Genomic DNA, 21,083 nt, shown 5'->3' on the forward strand with positions numbered 1-21,083 from the left:
AGGCTCATGACGCTGTGGCAGTATTCAGGTCATTCGGTGTACTGACCATACAATCCCATTGGTCGCACCACTACCTAGATTCAACGTAAGCGTCAACCCATTGGCAGCATAGAATAGTCCAATCACATCTCCTGCGTTCAATTCCACTTCTACTGCCAACGTAACCGAACTGCTTCCTAGCACTGCTCGTAGCGTTAGTAGCGTAATCGCCACATTCAGAATCGGTAGCAATCCACTAACCAGTGTTGTTACCGTGGGTGATGTTCTCTGAACAAGAAAGGCAGGATTTACCCCAGCACCTAACGATAAGGCTATTGCCGCGGTCGTTGCATAATTAATTGTAGCTTCAATGGAATATCTTCCCGTCACCGGAACTGTATAATTGCCTGTCGTTGCATTGAAGTTCGCATTGCCGTAATAAGGACTAGTCGTCGTCCAGTTGGTTAACTGTGTACTTGTTGCTGTAGAAAGGGTAGCAAGGAATGCGGAGAACCCTTGTGTGGCAAAATTTGGCCCCGTCGCCCCCGTGGCACCGGTTATACCTGTAGTTCCTGTCGCGCCCGTTGTTCCCGTCGTGCCTGTAATGCCAGTCACACCAGTGATTCCTGTAACACCTATAGCACCAGTCGTGCCTGTTGCTCCGGTAGCGCCGGTTACTCCAGTAATACCAGTGACTCCCGGTGTGCCTGTACTTCCAGTTGAGCCGGTAACACCGGTCGTACCTACCAAGCCTGTAGCTCCCGTTTTTCCGGTAGCACCAGCTGCTCCAGTGCTGCCTCTATTACCGGGATAACCTCGTGGTCCTCGAAGGAGGAGAATTCTGTGGCTTTGCTTTTTCTACGCTTACGACTGTTACTTTGAGATGACTTCTCTTTTTTCCTTTGCAAGGAGCGTACTGTTGATCTCCTTACTTTTCTTTTTCCTCGACGGGTTGAAATAACTTTGCATTTCTTTTTATATGAATCGCTCACAAGATCGCCCCCCCCCTTCTTGTGTCCCTCGTCCAATCTCCGAATTTGGCAATAGTACACTCTATGCATGGGACTCGCTCTGTGCGTCATTCATATTAAAGTTAATCATTAAACAATTTGCCTTAACCAAAAGAGTTTAATGCAGTCAATAACAGTTTTCTTTCGTTCTGCAAAACTAATAAAACCTTCATCGCTTCAATACACCCGGATTAATACCGTACATCTGCCTGAACCTACTGATAAAGTAACTTGTGTTCACGTACCCTACCTGGTGAGCCGCCTCTGATACACTGACTTCGCCACTTTCCAACAGCTCACGTGCCTTCTCCATTCGTTTCTCAATGACGTATGCATGAATGGACTTCCCGTATTGCTGCTTGAATGCTCGTTTTAGCTTATTTTCGTTCATCATTGCGGGTCGAACCAACTCCGGAATCGTAGGTGAATCTGCATAACAAGCATTTAATATTCGCTTTACCTCCTTCAACCCGGCCCGGTCGGAATCACTTAACTTCATCTCTCGCAATTGCCGCTGTGGTCGATCTGTAAGCTCTCCGGTAAGCACAACAATTAATTCCGTCAACTTGGCTTGCAAATAATGTTCACGAAGGTCCTCAGAATATGTACATCTCAGCATGTCCTGTATAACACGTCGGGCTAGAGGCGGGATGTCCATTCCGGCTATTCTAGGCACATGATTGAAGCTGCTAATTGCTCCAGTCTCTCGAATCTTCTCGAACAGTACAGAACAGAATCCCGGAGCGATCTGGAACCCCATTTGCATACTACGCTCATTTTCTTCATATGTATTGGTCGCCGCATATGTACCACCATCATATATACCAAAATAATTCTCCGGCAGAAGATGTTCACGCCCCGTATCTCGATTACGCCATCTCTGCTCACCCATAAGGTTAAAAGCAAGCACGATCCCTGCATGTGCACCTTGTTCATCTACGAATATTTCGGCGTGGTGTAAGATCTGACCATGCCCATGTGGTGTGTGATCCCAGCCTTAACGATTGAAACAGCCCACTCCCTATATGTTCTGGAACATCAAATGTCGTCATGTGCATCCTCCTTTTTCAGCTATTCAAGCTCCCGATTGAGCTAACAAGTGCATCAGCAGACCATGTAACATATACATCAACAAGATCCTTTAACTTATAATCATATCTAACCTCGACAAGGAGCAGCTAACATGGAATCCCTAGATCATATTTATTACATTGCACTCACCTTCCACATCCCTAAGCAGAAGCTTAAACAATATCGCACATACCTTGAGACCCACGTTATTCCCGTTTATCAGCGCCATCGAAATAATACGATGATTACAGATTACAAGGTATTCATCCACAAGTTAACGACGGAAAAACACGGTGATTTTCCCGTGTGGAACATTTTACATGTTCTGCAACTTCATCATCGCGATCAAGCCGATGCGCTTCAGAACGAACTAGATCGTATACAACCGTTTCCTGAAGCTGTCGTTGTTCGTCAGGAACTGCTCTCCAGTACGCCACGTAGCCATTTCCCCATTCAAAATGAACAAACCCGCAGACGCTGGCTGAAGCCGCTGCAGGTTGTGGAATATGTTGATGTCGAGCACAATTATTTGGATCAGTTCCGCGATATCATGATGCGACGAAATGGGCCAGCCATGCATTTTATTTTGAATGAACGCAGATGGTGTCATAGCTTCTACGCACTGGAGACTGAACAGGTGTGGACTCAACATCCAGACTACCCTGGGTGGAACCAGCTTCATATTATAGCGCTATATCCAGAAGCCCCTTTTAAGTATAAGAAGGATTTTGGACTTGGGCTGGCTAAAGCCTCAGGTATGACTTTTGAAGAGAACATGGAGCAACTGAAACAGATTCGCACGATGCGATACAAATGTATCAGCTCACTTTTGTAGAAGATTACGCAATCGGGATTCCGAGTCTAGCTTCGGACAACTGTTGCAATACCCATGAGCATGACTGCCGCTTCCAACCTGATAGGCCAAACAACAATATCGGCGTATCAAAAGCGGCTGTCCTTGCCACTTGGGATGCTCGAAACATTTTAGCTTACTCGCAAACGGAGATTCGGTGTCACCTTGTGGAGCAAGCCATACGCTGCGATCCTCTTGTATTCGTGTTAATCGTTCAGCCGTTTTCCATATGCCTTCATCATAGATCATTTGTGCATACAGCTGTTGCACATTGTGTGCAATAAGTGCCCACATGACCTTCTCACTCGCTCCTGTATCAGCAGCTACACCCTTAAAGATCGTTTCCAGATGTAGCTGCAGTCTTCCTTTAAGCATGCTGAGCTGGGATCTTCGCTTAGTAATATCTGCATAAGCAACGGTGACCTGCTCCAACTGGCTCTCATAACGCATGCTACCTGTTCCAGTCAGTTTCAGACTTACAACGTTGTCTTCAATGCTGAGTAAGGTGTCATAGAGACTGAACGCAGAGATGATAGCCATAACCCATACCGAATAGCGCTTGGCAAAAAGTGTCCCTACAGCAACACTTCCCGTACCCTCAAGTTCAAGCCCCTGCTGCAAAGCCTGTTCACGCAGGAACGATCTCCGTTGTTTCCCATTAAGCAGATCCTTCACCGTAAAGGAATACTCTGAAGTCTCCCATGAACTTCTAATCGTCGTCACAAAAAAATGCTGTAATGTCTCAACTAGCTCGGAGTGTTTCGGATCTGAATCTGGATCTAAACCTGGATAACGTCCCATCTATTGAATCATATCTTCAATTTCGTTGATAATCTCGCTACGTCCAATAGCTCCCCAGCCCTTGAACAACCAGAAAGAATCCGTTGTATAGACCTGATCTGCAACGACCGCAGGGACACTCTTCCAAAGAGAGCTTTCGTTAATGCCATTTAGATAATCCTCAGCGTTTGGGTCAACCTCCAGAACTACAAAATCAGCATCGATATCTGCAATCTTCTCCATAGACAGATCCTCACGTTGTTCGGCTGGTGTCACCCCAGTAGGTTCAAATCCAAGATCATGATACAAAAGCGTATTGGTTGGATGTCCTTTTGCCGCATAGATCTGTAATGTTTTTTCTCTTACACGTAGATAAGCTAGTTTCTTCTCATCCAATTGTTCAATTTTTGCTTTAAGCTGGTTGGCTTGTTGTTCCACTTCAGCGATTTTTGTTTTGGCCAGATCGACCTTGTCATACATCCCTGCAATAGTTAACAAGTCCTGTGTCCAATAGGTGGTATCGTCCGCATAATCGAGCCATTCGGTGCCAATAACGATGGTCGGCGCAATTTTCTCCAACTGCTCATACGCATTCTCAGCCGTTCGGCTCTCAATGACGATAACATCTGGATCAATCTGAAGAATAGCTTCTAAGTTAGGGCTGTCTGCAGAACCTACGGTCGGAACTCCAGCCAATTGATCTGCAAGATAAGGAGGGTAATCTCCTCCATAACGCACTTCTACATTTACACCCGCTGGCTTCTCACCTATCGTCAACATGTGATCAATATAAGCAGCAGACAAGACAACCATACGATCAATTTTCTGTGGTATAACTGCTGTTCCTTTAAGATGTTCGATCGACTGGGTACCACTCTGTTCTGCCGATGTGTTCTGATCCTGAGGTGCAGTCTCCGCTACTTCCGACGTTTTCCCGCATGCCGCTAGTACAAACACAAGCAGGGTTATCAGTACGATCCATGATGCTCTCTGTCTAAACATTCTAGTAAAACCCCTCTACTATTTAATAATAATAATCATTATCACTATAGTAGGGAAAAGAGTTCTTGCTTACCATGGATTATTTCACTCTCTTCGCTTGGACAATATCACCGTGCAGTAATGCCGAGCTGCTCTGCTACATATTTCATAGCCCATATGCGACCTGTAGGCCCTAGCGTTTTGAAGAAAATATCCTCTGCATTGTATACATGACCATCATGAACCGCCTTCAATGCCAGCCATTCTGCCGAACTCTGCAACTGACGCAGTTGAGCCCTAGCCTCAGCTGTCGGATCGACCATGACAAAAATATGATCTGCCTCATATAAGCGTATAGCATTGAATTGCATTTCAACAGCCCATTGCTTCTCCGGAAATTGATATGGCAAATGAAACCCTAAATCATCGTACAGTAAAGCCCCTGTCTGGCTATTGCGTCCATACATTCGGTGAAACGTCGCGGTCACCCGAAGAAACATCACACGCTGCTTTCCCCATCTCGATTGAATGCGCCCTCGAAGCAGCTTACTTAGTTCTGCATGCTCTTCAATCCACCGCTCAGCCTGTTCAGTTCGTCCCATAATGTCAGCCATGTACAGAAGCCTTTCATCAAAATGATTACTGTGCTCCAGCATAGTCGTAGGGGCAATGTGATGCAGTGCTTCATTAGGCTCTAGTCGGTCACTCGTAATGATTAAATCTGGTTGCAACCTTCGCAGCTTGTCGTAACTCTCATCGAAGCTGTTCAACATAATCCCGTGTTGGCGGTGTGCTTGCAGTGCAGGAAGAGCAACCGGATGTGCCACTCTCTGATCATAGGATAGAGCGGATACCGGCGTCAGACCAAGCGTAATGACATAATCATCCAACCCGTAATACGTGGTGGCGATACGATTCACTTTCTTTTTCATGTACAGGGTTGGAGCAACGCCTTCGTTCTTCTTGAACACCCTGCTGAAATAATGCTCGTCTCTATAACCAACCTGCTCTGCAATAGCTTTAATCTTATCCGAGGAGAACAGCAATTGTTTGGCTTTGGCCATACGTTGTTTCTGAACATATTCCATCGGAGTCATATGGAGTTGCCGTTTGAACGTTCTGGTAAAATGATTCACGCTAAGTCCCGCCCTTTGGGCTATCTGCTCGATTCGAAGATCTTTTGTATAATGATCTTTCATGTATTCAAGAGCCAAGTCCATACCTGCTACAGGTGGGGCTGCTAGCTTGACCTGATTCATTAGCTGTATCAATAACTGGTGCACAAGATGCTTCCTACGTAAGTTTACTGGACTCACTGTAGGACGTTTACCACTTACCAGTTCATTCATAAGCTCATGAATATCTCGTGTATTTGAAGACATGTGAAGCTTGCCTATAACAGGAAAATCGAACGTCGACGTATGCCAATTATTCTGACTGCGCGTAAGTGCCACACACGAAAATAAAATGATCTGATATCGGACAGGTGCCTCCGTATACGTCTGTAGCTCCACACGCATGCCAGGCTTCAGCAGGAACCACTCCTCTTGCGACACTGTATGTACAACCTCATTGATCGTAAGAGTTCCCCTTCCAGCGATAACTCTACATAGGGCAAACTTATTCCAGGTTCTTCGCTGAATTTCTCCCGGCTTGCTGGAGTATTGACGGACATGCACAGCAGAGAAAAACAGCTGCTCCAGTCGTTTTATCCAATCTATTTCTTTCATGCTGACTTCCTTTCCTGTTCGGATCAAACCTACTAATCCTTGAATACCAATCTACTTCTTGGCGTTCAGTAACAAATTCTTAATCGTATCTAGCTGTAATTCCAGTGAGAATGGATCTTCCATCACGAATTCGTCCCCTTTGTCTCCGAAGGAACCATACGCATAAACCTGGCCTTTCTGCACAGCAGGCAGGTGTTTCCATACCTCACTATTCAACACTTCGTTAGCCCCTTCATCCTGTGAACCATATATGAAGACATGATCTCCCATGTACTCAGGCAGTACTTCTAGAGAAATATTTTCGAATCCTTCCTTCATGTCTAACGCTTGCTGAGTAGGAGGAAGCTTCAACATATCATAGATGGTAGAGCTACCGTAATTCCCACCTTCTGCCGCCATAACATACAGCGCTTTATTACCCACCTGTACGATGGATACGGTCTCACCTTCTTTAATGATTCCGTCGATTTGCTTCTTCGCTTCTTCCACTTCTGCTTGATACGTTGTGATCCACTGCTCCGCTTCCTTCTCTTTTCCAAACACACTAGCGATTCGGCGCAACTTCTCCAGCGGCCCTGAAGTTGTCTCCCCTTCCCAATAAGGTAAAAAGACGGTCGTTGCAATTTTCTCGTAATCCTCAATATTTTTGTCAATAGAACCAATAATAAGATCCGGCTCAAGTGACACTAACTTTTCCAGATTCATCGGGAATTCCCCGCCCAAGTCTTCAATGCCTGCAATAATATCTTCAGAGATGCCAGACTTCTCAATCCACGATTCGTTCAGCATAAATGTTCTCACACCGACAGGTATAATTCCGAGCTTCAGCAGATATCCCATATATTGATCTGAGGCTACACGCTGTGGATTAGCTGGAATCACAACATCGCCCCGCAACGTAGACACTGTCCGCGTCTCTAAGGATGTAGCTGATTTTCCGTCTGTCGTTGTCTGATTACTGGATTGTGCTGTAGGCGTAGCCGTTTCTGTTTGTGCATTGCTTGCCGACGGTGCAGGACTCGAACAAGCTGCGAGCAGTAGTGTGAAACATAGCAGCATCGACAATGCCGTCATCTTAAATTTTCCTTGCATAAATAATTCCCCTCCAATATTCTTCTGATATTGATAATCAATATCATTATATAGGTGAGAATATAGAGGTTGAAGGGCATTTTCTTGCATCAAATGGGGCAAATCATGCTTTTTTTGAAATGGGATCTCTTGTTTGGCTCCATTCATACGCTGTTTCTTTTTGTATTGAACAGGTGAAAGTCCTTCGATCTTCTTGAAGCTCCGGCTCAGTGAATGGGCATCTGGATAACCAACCTGCTCTGCAATCTGTTGCAACGTCGCATCGGTATGCGTCATTAGATATGCAGCTCTCTCAACACGTCTCTGTGCCAGATATTGAATTGGGCTGACATTTAACTTTTGTTTAAACAGTCTAGACAAGTGCCCTACACTACAGTCCAATTCCTCCCCCATCTTGTCCAATCCAAGGGGTTCTTGCATATGTGTGTTCATGTATTCCACAGCTCTTGTAACCAAATCTGGCTTGAAAGGCTGTATAGACTGGTTGTGTAAATCCTCCAATAGAGAGTAGACCCACTGCTGGAACAACACTTTGGCATGCAGTTTAGCCAGCTTGGTAGGCTGTTCCCACTCCCAGTAAAGTGCTTCTATACATTGATACATATCCAGCGGATTGGCTGGATTCATGCCGAACTGATTCTGGAATGGACGTTCATGCTCCATCAGTTGTTGGATCTCCATCCGACAGGGCAATGTCAAAATTGCTTTGTACAAAATCATATAATAAGCAACACCGGAATCGGTCTCTATCTCTAGATCGGCAAGCTTGCCCCCATGAACGACATGGAAACCATCGATGATATAACAATGTTGATCCATTCTTACCCGTGCAGTTCCGTCAATCATATATAAGTAAGCACTCGCAGGCAATTGATAATGGCTTAACTTCTCGCCAGGTTCTAGAGCATTTTTGCGAACATCCAATATTTTAATAAAAACATGGTTCCATAGAAGGATGTGATTATTTAAATTCATTTTTGTACTATCCTCCTCTGTCCGGACACAGCTCTATACATTAATCCTTAACGATAAGGAAACCAGTCTAATGTATTTTATTCATATATGTAGAGTTTCTTTTATTATAGTTTAAATGATAATAATTCTCAATGAATTCAGCCAATATGTTTGCCTTCAAACGGATAAACTACATCCACATTGATGTTTCTACTGCGTAAATTACAATTTCCATCTTTTTGAGACCTGTTGCAAATTCATAAAAGGCATGATATATTAGTTGAGCCGTCAATTATTGATGCCTCAAATATTGATCCATCAATGATCGACAGCAGCCGATGTAGTAATCATTAGGCAATGGCATTGTATACTGGCAATTTTAATTATTTGTTAACATACGCCGTTGTTCATGATTCAGATTCACCCGGGAGGTCTAGTCATGACACGTATGGTTTCCAAGGAAGAACAGATCATCAATCTGCTGAATGTACTAGGCAACAAAATTAGTCCCAAGTTCGAACGTTGTACAGGTATCAGTTCCTCTCGTTTTGAAATTTTGCATGAGTTGGATCAGGTTGATGAGATCAACCAGTCCATGCTTCAGAAAATGATCAATATCGATAGTGCTGCTATCACACGCCACTTAAAACAACTTGAGGCAGATCAGATGGTGACCAGACGTAAGAACCCCGATGATAACCGGGTAACGTTTGTTCGTCTGACAGATCATGGTCGTAAGCAGATTGAAGGCTATAAGACAGAGAAAACCAATTTTATTAACCAGATCCTACAAGATTTTAGCGAAGAAGAAGTACTGGCACTCGCTGATTACTTGGAACGTATGCAAAACAACTTTTAACCTATATATAGAGGAGAGAACTATCCATGAGTACAATTGAAAGCAAATTCCAAAAAACAAATGATTTTAACGAAATTACTTACGGCCGTCGCTCCGTTAAACTTTACGATCCTGAAGTTAAAATCAGTCGTGAAGAAATGACAGAGATTCTGGCAGAAGCTTCACGTGCACCTTCTTCTGTTAATATGCAGCCATGGCGTTTTCTGGTTGTAGACACACAAGAAGGCAAAGAAAAACTTGCTCCTTTGGCTAAATTCAACCAAAATCAAGTACTGACTTCTGCGGCTGTCATTGGTATATTTATCGACATGAACAATGTTGAATACCTAGAAGAAATCTTCAGCAAAGCTGTAGAGCATGGTTTCATGCCACAGGATATCAAAGATCAACAAGTTAAATTTGTTAAACCTTATTATGATAATATGCCTGCAGCAGATCTGCGTGACGTTAACCTGATTGATGCTGGTCTTGCTTCCATGCAATTGATGCTCGCTGCCCGTGCACACGGTTATGACACGAACCCAATTGGTGGTTACGAGAAAGATCAAATCGCTGAAACATTCGGAATGGACAAAGAGCGTTATCAACCGGTAATGCTGATCTCCATCGGTAAATCTGCGAAAGAAGGTCACCCTTCCTATCGTCTGCCTGTAGATACAATCACAACTTGGGCATAATATTAACACTTGGTCACCACAGATTCTATTTCTTACACTTTATATTTCAAAATAACGGAGGTAAACTACTATGATTATCATTCACGCTCATCTGCAAATTAAACCGGATCAAGAACAAGCTTTCCTTGCTGCAACGAAAGAATTGGTCGCTGCAACACGCCAAGAAGAAGGCAACATCAGCTATGAATTGTTGAAACATACTGAGCAAGAACAAAAATATACCATGGTTGAACTGTGGAAAGATGAAGCAGCTACTGCTTCTCATAACGCAAGTGCACACTTCCAAGCTTTTGTTCAACAAGCTGCAGCATTCATGGCTGCACCTATGAACGTTGAAGTATTTGCTGGCGAAGCCGTTAAAACGAATTAATATCGTCAATTTGCATACATGGCTATGCGATATGTATAGAACATTAAAGCCACATGAAGTTCATCGTAAGATGATTTCATGTGGCTTTTTATTTTCTTGATACCTATCTGATCGGACGAGCAGGTGTGATGCTTTGCGGATTATTGAACACATTTTTGGGATCATATTTGGCTTTGACTCTGCGTAATCTGGCGTAGTTAGCACCGTAATATACTGGCCCAGAATGCTTAATACCTTGGTCTGGCACGTTAATATACGAACCTACAATGTATGGCTGCAATTTTTGGCGTGTATTACGCACGATTGCAATATTTTTAGCGGCTTGGGATGGTTTCGTCCACGAGCTGTTCCATTCAACATAGAATTTTGCTTTGCGCCAGAAAAAAGCTGTAGACTTAGGGGATTTACGACTTACTGCACCACCCCAGTTGAGGAAAAAGAACCCAGCAAACTCCCCTTCTACATTTTCCAAAAATCTACGCATCGACTTGATCGCTTGTGCTGGAAATGGACGTTTGGCGAATCCGGATGAGAACTGGTTACTATACCTTTGAGTAAGTACCGGATCGGGCGGCAACAGGAAGGTTACAGCATCGGGATAGGGTATGGAACGAATAATCGTTTGAGTAGGTGTGCCAACACTGGTGAGTGGCTTTAACAGGCGAAGAGCTTCTGTTTTGGAACCAAGGAATAACCCCTCCATGCTAACATTTCCGCCCTTTTTAGGTCCAATGGACAACTCGCTACCCAGTCTTGTATCTACGGATGGAGCCCACTTTTGCCAGACTTTGAGCACGTTCTCCCATTGAGCCCAAGGCCAAGTTATCCGATATACTGTAGCCTTTGCAGGTGCTCGACGTACTTTGAATTTATATTTGGTGTATACGCCGAAGTTCCCGCCGCCGCCTCCCTGTGATGCCCAAAAGAGATCTGCATTGCAATTTTTGCTTGCCCGAATTACTTTTCCATTAGCGTCTACCATTTCGAGTTCGAGCAAGTTATCGCTAATTAATCCAATGGTACGTTGGAGTGGTCCAATTCCCCCACCTAAAGTAATCCCCCCAATACCGACCGTTGGACTGTCACCAAAGGGAGCAATGAAGCCTTTTTTCGCCAGTGTATGGGCGATTCTCCCTACTCTGTTTCCTGTGCCTACAACGACCGTTCCCTTTTTGGAATCCAACTTAATGGCATTCAGTTCACTAACATCAATCACAATCCCACCATTAACCTGCGATAGGTTGACCTCAAGCGCGTGTCTTCCACTCCGCGGCCGAATCGGTACATTATTTTCACGAGCCCATTTGATGGCATTGGATACATCTTTCGTTTGTTGGGCAAATACGAAAACTTTAGGTTTCCTGTCAGTATGAGGGTCCCAATTTTTGCGTGCCGCCTCATATCCTGAATCTCCTTTATAAATGACCCGTCCAGTAAGCTTTGTTGATGATTTCAATATACGCCACTCCCCATTAACCTATTGTTAGTTGCCACTCCGCTAGCACCCTATACTGTATGAAGGACATTCGCGGAGGGAATGGGCAATTGCAATGATTACGGGCATAAGAGTATTATTTTCTTCCCTTTACATACAAAAAAGAATCTTCCTATGAGCTAATTGTAACTCTAGGAAAATTCCTTATAAGATGAGATTTCATGACTAGCGATCTCGATAGGTATATTGTTTATTCGTCGACCGGATCAATCTTAACGAGCTTGCGCGGCTCTTGTTCCTTCTCACCATACCAGACTAAGACATCAGCTAATTTATCCAAGATGCGAATAAAACTAGCTTGATCCGTCGCTGAAATATTATCGGCATATTCAAAAATCTCATCGAAACAAAGCTTGCGTACAAACTTCGTGTACTCGGCATACACTTCACGGCCCTTAGTCGAAGGTTTCACATAGATGTCTTTGCGATTGCCACTTAAATGATATTTTTCAAGCAACCCTTTCTCCTTCAAGTTCTTCACATTCTTCGAGAAGGTGCTACGACTAACACCCAGACGTAACGCCATTTCTGACATTTTCTCCTCTTTATCCTCCGCTTCAAGGATATATTCCAAGGTTTGAATCTGCGAAGCAGAGAACATGATATCTGTACCATAACTTCGCTGCAACTTATAGGTGTTAGAATATGCATTACCATATTTGATAATCTTCTCAACGAGTGCTCGATGGTCGCCCATCCATTCCAATTTCATGGGTAATCCCTTTCATTTTCGAATTCTCTCTCTACATGTACTGAAATTAGATATGTTTTTCAATCCAGGTTATCGCTTCTTCAATAACTTCATCACGACTAGGCTCGTTAAAGATCTCATGCATGAGGTTGGCGTAAATTTTCAACGTTTTATCGGTCGAAGCAATATCTCCGTAAAAGTCACGCGAATCCTGTTCACTCACCAGTCCGTCATTCGCCCCATGCAGTACAAGTACCGGATCAACAAATTGCTTCGCATGTTCTTTCAGCCACGCTACTCCATACCCTAAGCTATTGAATAAGTCTACAGAAATTTGCTTCTCAACAAGCGGGTCATTATTGTATGCGGATACAACCTCCGGATCACTACATACACCACTTCCAAGCTCATTCGGAAAATACGTGCCAAGTGGAAGATCCAGCGGCAGCTCTCCGGCAACCTTCGTATTGTAACGCGTGAGTGCTCCTGAAAGTATAATGCCTTTTACCTTGCCAGGGTATTTCGTTCCAAACGCAGAGGTTGCAAAGCCGCCCATGCTATGTCCAATGACAAATAGAGGGGTATCGCCGCTCTCTTGCAATGCTTCTTCAACAATGACATTAACATCATCAATAATATGATGAAAATCACTATAGAACGTGCGCTGTCCTTCTGATCTGGCATGACCCCGGTGGTCAAACCGATAAACACTAACCCCACGTTTATTCAGTTGTTCGGTTACATAATCATAGCGCCCAGCGTGCTCGCATAATCCATGTACGATAACGACCGCTGCCCTCGCTTCGCTAACTACGTCTTTACTGAAATAAAGCTGAGTTCCATCAAATGACTTGATCGTTGTCTCAATCGTGCTCATATTCATCCCATCCTTCTGGTTACACTCAAACACTACATGGAAGATAAATAGATACAATCCTTAGCATAGGAGTGCCTATAATTTGTTTTTCTGATGCACATCAGTTTTTGATTTCATATTCATTACAAATAATATTGTTTCTTGTAGAAACAATATATCATTCGCGTTTACCTTTGTCTACGTATAATTAAAGCGCTTACAACGAAGTTATAATAAATATATTTCGTTCAAGTTACGGTGCTCAATGTAAACTCTTCAAACGGATTCTTTTAGCCTGTCTTGGCAGAAATATATTTAAACTAAAAAAACACCATCACATGATGTGACGGTGCTCTTATGGCGGAGCTCAGGAATGAGTTCTGAATTAAGTTTGACGTAGAACTTCTTATCTCATCGCTGGCGGCGATGCGCTCTATCATTGTGGGATGTTTCTCCTATACAACCAAACTTTCAAAAATTCCACGTTCGTGCTAACTGCGGTTCTTAATTCCCCAATCACATAGCTGTTCCAACACAGGCAACAATGTCTTAGCCTTGTCCGTGAGGCTATACTCAACTTTAGGCGGCACTTGAGGGTACTCCTTCCGCTGAACCATCCCATCGGCCTCCAACTCCTTGAGCTGGGAGCTTAGCGTCTTAAACGTGATTCCCCCAAGCTGCCTTTTCATTTCATTGAAGCGAACCGTTTGTTTTTCCGCTAAGAGATAGAGGATAATCATTTTCCACTTCCCTCCGATTACAGACATTGTATAACCAAACGGTGTATCTGCAATATTTGTATCTCCGCCGTTCAAATCGGATATTCCCATAATTTCACACTATCCTTTCAGATAGTACCTATCTTTAAAGTGCGTACTATCCTATTCTATGTCCCAAGTTTATACTTAGCCTTACTTTGAAGTAAAGGAGAGAATCATATGAATGCAGTTCAAACGTATAATCACAATCTCTGGGATCACGGTATATCACAAGGATATAGTGTGAACGGTACCCTCTACATCTCGGGGCAATTTTCCCATAATGCAGCAGGTGAATTCGTTGGTGCTGGTAACATTGAAACCCAGACGCGGCAAACTCTAGATAATCTAGATCACGTGTTATCCCAATTCGGCATTACGAAAAACAATCTCGCTTATGTTGAGGTATACCTAACCAACGCACAGGAACATGGAGGACAAGTTATTGAGCTTTTTAAAGAGTACCTAGGGGAACACCATCGGCCTGCGGGTAGCCTTATTGGTGTTACCTACCTAGCTTTCCCCGAACAATTAGTCGAGATCAGAGCAGTAGCACATACGGAATAACGCTATGATAAGCGGTTGACCATCTCTCTTTATAAAAAATGAGAAGCGGTGAATCTCAGCATATAGCTGGGAATCCCGCTTCTCATAACAATTAGTACAGTCTGATCGAAAAACTGCCACAATTAAAAGAGCGACTTAGTGCACATACTCCCGCTCAATTCGGACTAACTTGCTACTCTCTTCAAAATCAACGGACAGACCCAACTGTTCAGAAACAAATCGCAGTGGCACAAAGGTTACACCCCGAACGACTGTTGGAGCTACTGAAACTGTCGTTTCTACACCATTAACTCTAACTTGCTGGCTCCCCGTTTTCAAAACAATCTCCTTCTTATCATCTGAGATCCGAATGACGCGATCTGCTGGATCCCACTCGACATTGAGTCCCAATGACTCGCTTACAAGCCTTAATGGAACGAGCGTGCTTCCTTTTTCAATATAAGGACGATTGTTTTCATCGAAATAATTCGTTCCCGTACGTGTCTCATATGACCATACTTTCTCAACAGAAAACTGCAGGTTCCATTTCTCTGTCTCGCCCGGATAGAAGTGCTGGGATAAATCATAAAAGTCTACGGTATAGGAAAGTTCAGCAGCCTGTCCACCCACTGAACGCAAGCCAGTAATGTCAACTTGGTATTTCCCTGTATACTGCTGTACATCGTCCAAACGGAAAATGATTGCATTAGACACCCCGAACCCACTCAATTCCACATTGAGGTAGAGATCCTTGTTTAGATCATTATTTGTACTGTCTAACGTCCATTTTTTCTGGCTTTGTACATCAGTTACTTGTACCTTTACATTCTGCAAAGAAGGCTTCTCATACTTGTCGGGATTCAAAGTCACAGACCATGGGTGAGAACCGCCGAATAATTGCTGCGGGAAATCTGCTGCCGGCCATGCGATGTAATCATAATTCACTGCCTCTGTACGAGACTTATCGAACACCTGCATAGAACCATATTCACCAGCTAGACCAAAACCTACCTTCTGCAAGGAAGGATTAAGCACCCAACGACGATGTCCTACGCGATCTGCATTCCTGCCTATATCTGGCATATAACCTTTAAGTACATTGCTGCTTAGATTTTCCCTCCCGCTTGACAGGTTGCTGCTTTTGGTGGATTGATAGCCTTTGTTATAAAAATCATCCGTCATATCCGCTGGCTTCTCTGGGTAGTGAGATAGCTTATCGGTAGCTGCCAGTAAGACCGCACCATGCTGTGCCAACTCATTCAATTCGTTATCCAACTGCACATCACTTGGCAACCCAGCCAAGGCACGAACCAGATTCGTAGCTAACAAGGCTTGTTCAAGCATCGTCTGATTCACTTTTCCGATCTCATAGGGTGCTTTAAAGGAAGGTTCGGTATCATAAGTCTTTAATTCAGTGTTCATGTCTTGCAATTGATTCCATGTTCGCTTGACTTCATCCCGTTCTGGAAAATGAAGTCCCGCTGCTGATGTCAGATTAGGCGTGAGCATGAATATCACAACCCACATCATCATCACAGCAGCGCATCGCAATACATTTCGTTTCATCTCTGTTATTCCCCATTCTCTTAGTAGCTATTGTTACAAAAGTCTTTGATCTAAAAAATGAATGTCCCTCTAGCTTTAACTATGTATCTCTCCGCAAGATGTTCCTAAAGAAAAGCTCACTCCTTTACTATCATATTTAGTTGCTTCTGTGATATAAACTTATAAACCTTCCATCATCATATCAGAACCCTTATATGGGTTCTACTACATTTATTCAAGCTGACTGTCCTTGTCATGAAGCGCGGCACCGAGTGCTGGGAGCTGCACGCGGGTGTGAAAGTAGAGGCTTCCTTTAGTGATAGAAGCGTCACCTTTTAATTTTTTCGTGTGCACTGAATTTCTTGCATCTGAAAACTGCACTTTAACAAGGCAAAAACCCGCCAAACACTAGACAGTCCTTGTGTTTGGCGGGTTCTCTTTAGTTATGGAGCCTAGGGGGATCGAACCCCTGACCTCATCGCTGCCAGCGATGCGCTCTCCCAGCTGAGCTAAGGCCCCAGGATATACAATGATAACTTGTCCACCAATGCAATATTGCGTAGGCGACCCCTTTATCATATTCAATACCTGTTTTACTGTCAATATCTTTTTCTATTCGCTCAACACAGCCCAAAGGATCTGGAGAAGAACAATCTTCCTACCTGGAACACAATCATGATGACGTATCGTAACCCCAGCTTGCTCTTCTCCCTTTGCCCCAGGAATCTAATCCTCCAGGTCTTCTTTGGACAGCAATGATTTCAATTCTTTCATGAACATATTGATATCTTTGAATTGACGGTACACCGAAGCAAAGCGAACATATGCCACTTCATCCACGGGAAAGAGCTGTTCCATCAATAATTCGCCAATCTGGCGACTTTCCACTTCCGCATCAGCGGTATTACGCAAAGACTTCTCTACTTCAGAAACCATCATCTCAAGTGTCTCCACCGAGACTGGACGTTTCTCACATGCGCGAATAAGTCCGCGGAGTATTTTATCCCGACTGAACTCTTCTCGGCTTCCATCTTTCTTAATAACAATCAGCGGTGTTTCTTCCACCATCTCAAATGTGGTAAATCGGCGGCTACATTGCTCGCATTCCCGACGGCGACGAATGGATTTTGCTTCATTGGCCGGACGGGAATCAAGCACCTTGGTGCCCATAAAAGCACAATAAGGACATTTCATTTTTTGGTCACTTCCCATGTTTGACTTTTTTCCATAAGTTCCCTGTAAGCATTTTGTAATGAAAATGGTATCTACGACACATAATACTTTTACCAACCGCGAGGAGGTGAACAGCAATGGCACAAAGCAACGGTAACTCCAACAACTTGGTGGTAACTAAAGCTTCCGCAGCCCTGGAACAACTGAAATACGAAGTTGCTCAAGAACTCGGAATCAGCATCCCACAAGACGGATACCAAGGTAACATGACTTCTTACGAGAACGGTTCGATCGGTGGATACATCACGAAGCGTCTGGTAACAATTGCAGAACAGCAATTGGCAGGTCAATACCAATAATATCTGCATCGTAATACGGTATTATAGAGGAGCATGGGGCGACCGGTGAACAACCGGTCTGCTCTGTGCTTCTACTATTATAACCGACTCTTGTACCGTGCATGAGAACCATACATTTTCACACACTTACCTGCATCTAGCTACAGCATCACACGATATATCCGAACTAGAACGTATTATAGATCTTAACATATTGATTATAATAATAAATGACGCGTTGTACATAGTGCCGGGTTTCCCCAAAAGGAATGTCCTTGACTGTATCAAATGACCCATCCCACACTCCATCTCGGAGCCAGCTACTTACCTTACCTGGTCCCGCATTATACGCAGCAATCATGACCGCCTCATTGCCATCAAACTGATCGGACAAGTTCTTCAGATACCAAGTACCAAGCTGAATGTTCCTCTCAGGTTTATGCTTCAGTTCTTCTAATGACGTACCCGGAATTTTGGCCTGCTCCATAATCCAATTGGCCGTATCCGGCATGAGTTGCATAAGTCCAATGGCACCACGCTTAGATTCCAAGCTTGTTTTGAAATTAGTCTCTACCTTAATAATTGAGGCAATTAGAAACGGGTCTACTTCATAGCTATAAGATTGTGCCCGAATCTCTTCCTTATAATGAATCGGGTAGAACCAAGCCATCCAGTTCGTATTCAAGAACAGCACTAGAACGAAGGAAACAAACATCAACAGCAGTACCCGCTTCTTACGTAGCCATTTCATATTAATCCCTTACCTTGCAGGAAAGAGATGACTTGCTGCTCTGTATCGTGCCATGCTCCACTGTTATCAATAACGATATCAGCAAGCTGCTTTTTCTGCTCGATATCCATCTGAGCCGCAATCCGGGCGTCAGCCTGTTCACCAGTCAACTCATCTCGGCTCATCAATCGTTCCCTCTGTATCGCTCTAGGTACGTATACAACGATGACTTCATCGAACCCTTTTTCCAGACCAGACTCATACAACAAAGGAATATCCGATACCACAAGCTTATCCGGGTTTGCCTGCTCATATGCAGCCGCTCGTTCTCTCATCTCTCGGCGAATTGCCGGATGGGTAATAGCCTCAAGCGCTTTACGTTCCTCTGGATGCTGGAAAACAATACTACCTAGCTTCTTCCGATCCAATGTCCCATCTTCATGAAGAATGGCTTGTCCGAACCGCTGAACAGCGGCAGCCAAAACAGGATGCCCGGGCATCATGACCTCCCGGGCAATAACGTCTGCATCAATGAGCAGCGCTCCTTTACTGGCAAGAAGGGCGGAAACACTGCTCTTTCCTGTGGCGATCCCGCCGGTTAAGCCAATATTCATCATTTCACCTCACAACAGCTTCATTATTCCCATAAACATTAATAACAGTGCTGGCAACACGGACAATCGACGCATCCATTGCAGCGCAGCAAAACGAAGTCCAACCTTCATCCCGAGTGACAGAAATGCTCCACTGAACAACGCAATGACAAGTGCTGTCCATAACGTTGGAAATCCGAGTAGTGCAGCTCCAAGCCCTGCACCGAATGCATCCAGTGATAGAGCAATACCCAGCCACATCGCTTCTTGAGTCGAGATGCTTCCCGAATTGTCCATGTCTGCCTTGGAGGGACTTCGGAGTATTTGAATGACGACACCTAATTTTCGAAGTTCTAAGGTGAAGACCATCCGCTCCACAGATCCACCTGAAGCTGATTGCTCCAGTTCCAATGCGAGAACCTGGTTTTTCCCTTTGGAAGTTACCTCTTGCTCCGTTAAGGCTATTGTTCCGTTGGCTCTACTCTCTACATGCTCGCTTGCCGAAGTTTCCACTGTACCTTCATCCGTTTCCGCTCTTTCCTTACTCTGCTTGCGTATAAGCTGGAATAGTGACCATCCACCAATCGCAATCAATATCACAGCCCCAACTTCGGATGCTACATTCGGCGAAACTACATGGGATAGCAGCACCCCTACCTGCATAGACAAGGCGATTACTAATCCCGAACAAATAGAGATAACCGCAATGGATAGCAACGGAATCTTGGTTTTGCGCAGCCCATATGTAATCCCGACTCCAAAACCATCTAAACTAAGCGCCAAAGCAAGCGCCAGTAATGAAATAAAATGATGCAGCACCCCGGATTCCTCCCCTGTGCGGATCCATTCCAACCGACAGATGTCAGTATGGGTATACGCCCGCTTATTTCTGCCATATCAGTATATGGAAGGAGGAACCCAAGGGTGCTTCAGTTTAAAAGATCGCTCAAAAAGTAATGTTTACTTCAGGCGCAGCGTAGCGACGCAACTACAGTATCGGCTGGCATTTCGGGCAGTAATGCGTACCTCTGCCACCCACCACACTTTTCTCAATCATTGTACCGCAATTATGGCAAGGCTCGGCTTTGCGTCCATAAATTTTCAATTGATGCTGGAACATGCCCATCTCACCTTGACCATTCACATAAGACTTAATCGATGAGCCACCTGCATTAACCGCATCCTGCAATGTGGACACAATTGCTTCGTGCAACACCGTTAGCTGAGCTTCAGACAAAGTTTTGGCAATCGTCTCTGGATGAATACCTGCGCGGAACAGAGCCTCGTCCACATATATATTCCCAATCCCGACGACATATGCCTGATTCAACAATACCGCCTTGATCTTGGTTGTCCGTTTGCCAACGGCATCGCGAAAGGCAGCGACCGTAAACGCCGGATCAAGCGGTTCTAAACCTAGCTTCAACAAGGGTTTGGAGACAAGCTCCTCTCCCGCATTGAACAAATGCATTGTGCCAAACTGGCGTACATCCTTATAACGCAATTCCGTTCCGTCGGTGAAGTGGAAGATTACATGTGTATGCTTCTCTACCTCTTCGTTCTGCTGGTACACACCATAACGCCCTTCCATCCGAAGATGAGAGACAAGCACCAGCCCGTCCAGCAAAATACGTAAAAACTTCCCTCTGCGCTCCACACCGATAACTGTATGTCCCGCGAGTTCTAATGCAAAAGCATCTATATCGTCCGGCCGCTGAATAATTCGCGGCAAACTAACCGTAACTCGATCAATGGTCTTGCCTACGATAAGTTGATTCAATGTTCTTCTGACTGTTTCGACTTCCGGTAATTCCGGCATGATGTTCTCACCTCCCCTATATTATAACGGAAGATGAGGCTCAGCGGCACCCTTTCTTGTGTCAAAAGCATGGGCGAAGTTATTTGTAAAATAACGGTAGACCCAGATAAGGGGATGTACAGATCGTACGTACACAACTTGAGATTTTGGTCTAGAATGGCGGTTAACCATCCTATCGGCCAA

General features: G+C 44.3%; 22 protein-coding genes and 1 tRNA gene. 6 read left to right on the forward strand and 17 right to left on the reverse strand.

Annotation, left to right across the window (positions count from 1 at the left end; all coding sequences use genetic code 11):
• Positions 1 to 24: 24 nt before the first annotated feature.
• Together MH215_RS09230 and MH215_RS29200 are read right to left on the reverse strand one after the other, a co-directional pair.
• Entirely contained in the window at positions 25 to 729 is a 705-nt protein-coding gene (locus MH215_RS09230) for a hypothetical protein (protein ID WP_239289786.1), read from the reverse strand.
• A gap of 429 nt (positions 730 to 1,158) precedes the next feature.
• Entirely contained in the window at positions 1,159 to 1,899 is a 741-nt protein-coding gene (locus tag MH215_RS29200) for a helix-turn-helix transcriptional regulator (RefSeq protein ID WP_239289788.1), read from the reverse strand.
• 273 nt (positions 1,900 to 2,172) lie between these two features.
• Between MH215_RS29200 and MH215_RS09240 the strand changes: the two genes are divergently transcribed.
• The gene (locus MH215_RS09240; RefSeq protein ID WP_239289790.1) at positions 2,173 to 2,895 is read left to right on the forward strand and encodes a hypothetical protein; all 723 of its coding nucleotides are present in this window, start codon (positions 2,173 to 2,175) and stop codon (positions 2,893 to 2,895) included.
• On the opposite strand, the gene MH215_RS09245 is transcribed toward MH215_RS09240, so the two are convergent.
• The 4 genes from MH215_RS09245 to MH215_RS09260 all read right to left on the reverse strand — a co-directional run bounded on the left by MH215_RS09245 (position 2,884) and on the right by MH215_RS09260 (position 8,471).
• On the reverse strand, positions 2,884 to 3,714 hold the full coding sequence (locus tag MH215_RS09245) for a (2Fe-2S)-binding protein (RefSeq protein ID WP_239289792.1): 831 nt from the start codon (positions 3,712 to 3,714) through the stop codon (positions 2,884 to 2,886). The genes MH215_RS09240 and MH215_RS09245 overlap by 12 nt on opposite strands.
• Complete coding sequence (locus tag MH215_RS09250) at positions 3,715 to 4,695, reverse strand: ABC transporter substrate-binding protein (protein ID WP_239289793.1); 981 nt, start codon at positions 4,693 to 4,695, stop codon at positions 3,715 to 3,717. It abuts the gene before it with no gap.
• A gap of 107 nt (positions 4,696 to 4,802) precedes the next feature.
• The gene (locus MH215_RS09255) at positions 4,803 to 6,404 is read right to left on the reverse strand and encodes an AraC family transcriptional regulator (protein WP_239289794.1); all 1,602 of its coding nucleotides are present in this window, start codon (positions 6,402 to 6,404) and stop codon (positions 4,803 to 4,805) included.
• 51 nt (positions 6,405 to 6,455) lie between these two features.
• On the reverse strand, positions 6,456 to 8,471 hold the full coding sequence (locus MH215_RS09260) for an AraC family transcriptional regulator (RefSeq protein WP_239289795.1): 2,016 nt from the start codon (positions 8,469 to 8,471) through the stop codon (positions 6,456 to 6,458).
• Between the two features lie 418 nt (positions 8,472 to 8,889).
• Here MH215_RS09260 and MH215_RS09265 point away from each other — a divergent pair, with 418 nt between their 5' ends.
• The 3 genes from MH215_RS09265 (at position 8,890) to MH215_RS09275 (ending at position 10,356) form a co-directional block, all read left to right on the forward strand.
• A complete protein-coding gene (locus MH215_RS09265) occupies positions 8,890 to 9,309 on the forward strand; it encodes a MarR family winged helix-turn-helix transcriptional regulator (protein WP_239289796.1) in 420 nt (139 codons plus the stop codon).
• 26 nt (positions 9,310 to 9,335) lie between these two features.
• Positions 9,336 to 9,986, forward strand: a complete 651-nt coding sequence (locus MH215_RS09270; RefSeq protein ID WP_239289797.1) for a nitroreductase family protein — start codon at positions 9,336 to 9,338, stop codon at positions 9,984 to 9,986.
• A gap of 70 nt (positions 9,987 to 10,056) precedes the next feature.
• Complete coding sequence (locus MH215_RS09275) at positions 10,057 to 10,356, forward strand: putative quinol monooxygenase (RefSeq protein ID WP_145045934.1); 300 nt, start codon at positions 10,057 to 10,059, stop codon at positions 10,354 to 10,356.
• A gap of 103 nt (positions 10,357 to 10,459) precedes the next feature.
• On the opposite strand, the gene MH215_RS09280 is transcribed toward MH215_RS09275, so the two are convergent.
• The 4 genes from MH215_RS09280 to MH215_RS09295 form a co-directional block, all read right to left on the reverse strand.
• Positions 10,460 to 11,812, reverse strand: coding sequence for an FAD-binding oxidoreductase (locus tag MH215_RS09280; protein ID WP_239289798.1), 1,353 nt, complete (start codon positions 11,810 to 11,812; stop codon positions 10,460 to 10,462).
• Between the two features lie 229 nt (positions 11,813 to 12,041).
• The gene (locus MH215_RS09285) at positions 12,042 to 12,563 is read right to left on the reverse strand and encodes a MarR family winged helix-turn-helix transcriptional regulator (protein ID WP_239289799.1); all 522 of its coding nucleotides are present in this window, start codon (positions 12,561 to 12,563) and stop codon (positions 12,042 to 12,044) included.
• Positions 12,564 to 12,609: 46 nt separating this feature from the next.
• Positions 12,610 to 13,419 (reverse strand): alpha/beta hydrolase, encoded by an 810-nt coding sequence (locus MH215_RS09290; protein ID WP_239289800.1) that lies wholly within the window; start codon positions 13,417 to 13,419, stop codon positions 12,610 to 12,612.
• A 470-nt stretch (positions 13,420 to 13,889) separates the two neighbouring features.
• On the reverse strand, positions 13,890 to 14,228 hold the full coding sequence (locus MH215_RS09295; RefSeq protein WP_239289802.1) for a winged helix-turn-helix transcriptional regulator: 339 nt from the start codon (positions 14,226 to 14,228) through the stop codon (positions 13,890 to 13,892).
• A 108-nt stretch (positions 14,229 to 14,336) separates the two neighbouring features.
• Here MH215_RS09295 and MH215_RS09300 point away from each other — a divergent pair, with 108 nt between their 5' ends.
• Positions 14,337 to 14,723, forward strand: a complete 387-nt coding sequence (locus tag MH215_RS09300) for a RidA family protein (protein WP_239289804.1) — start codon at positions 14,337 to 14,339, stop codon at positions 14,721 to 14,723.
• Between the two features lie 135 nt (positions 14,724 to 14,858).
• On the opposite strand, the gene MH215_RS09305 is transcribed toward MH215_RS09300, so the two are convergent.
• The 3 genes from MH215_RS09305 to nrdR all read right to left on the reverse strand — a co-directional run bounded on the left by MH215_RS09305 (position 14,859) and on the right by nrdR (position 17,441).
• The gene (locus tag MH215_RS09305) at positions 14,859 to 16,268 is read right to left on the reverse strand and encodes a stalk domain-containing protein (RefSeq protein ID WP_239289806.1); all 1,410 of its coding nucleotides are present in this window, start codon (positions 16,266 to 16,268) and stop codon (positions 14,859 to 14,861) included.
• A gap of 425 nt (positions 16,269 to 16,693) precedes the next feature.
• Positions 16,694 to 16,766: transfer RNA gene (locus MH215_RS09310), tRNA-Ala, on the reverse strand.
• Between the two features lie 207 nt (positions 16,767 to 16,973).
• Positions 16,974 to 17,441, reverse strand: a complete 468-nt coding sequence (nrdR, locus tag MH215_RS09315) for a transcriptional regulator NrdR (protein WP_056695429.1) — start codon at positions 17,439 to 17,441, stop codon at positions 16,974 to 16,976.
• 116 nt (positions 17,442 to 17,557) lie between these two features.
• Between nrdR and MH215_RS09320 the strand changes: the two genes are divergently transcribed.
• Positions 17,558 to 17,779, forward strand: coding sequence for an alpha/beta-type small acid-soluble spore protein (locus MH215_RS09320; RefSeq protein WP_053783555.1), 222 nt, complete (start codon positions 17,558 to 17,560; stop codon positions 17,777 to 17,779).
• 166 nt (positions 17,780 to 17,945) lie between these two features.
• Here the strand turns inward: MH215_RS09320 and MH215_RS09325 are convergent, their stop codons facing one another.
• From MH215_RS09325 to mutM, 4 genes are all read right to left on the reverse strand, one after another.
• Positions 17,946 to 18,509 (reverse strand): lytic transglycosylase domain-containing protein, encoded by a 564-nt coding sequence (locus MH215_RS09325; protein WP_056695432.1) that lies wholly within the window; start codon positions 18,507 to 18,509, stop codon positions 17,946 to 17,948.
• Positions 18,506 to 19,102: a dephospho-CoA kinase gene (coaE, locus tag MH215_RS09330; RefSeq protein ID WP_239289898.1), complete on the reverse strand. Its 597-nt coding sequence runs from the start codon at positions 19,100 to 19,102 to the stop codon at positions 18,506 to 18,508. Before coaE ends, MH215_RS09325 begins: the two co-directional genes overlap by 4 nt.
• A gap of 9 nt (positions 19,103 to 19,111) precedes the next feature.
• Positions 19,112 to 19,900, reverse strand: coding sequence for a manganese efflux pump (locus MH215_RS09335; protein WP_239289808.1), 789 nt, complete (start codon positions 19,898 to 19,900; stop codon positions 19,112 to 19,114).
• Positions 19,901 to 20,069: 169 nt separating this feature from the next.
• Positions 20,070 to 20,900, reverse strand: coding sequence for a DNA-formamidopyrimidine glycosylase (gene mutM, locus MH215_RS09340; RefSeq protein ID WP_128101196.1), 831 nt, complete (start codon positions 20,898 to 20,900; stop codon positions 20,070 to 20,072).
• Positions 20,901 to 21,083: the final 183 nt, after the last annotated feature.

This window comes from Paenibacillus sp. ACRSA (genome assembly GCF_022346845.1).
In the GTDB taxonomy this organism is placed as follows: Bacteria; Bacillota; Bacilli; order Paenibacillales; family Paenibacillaceae; genus Paenibacillus.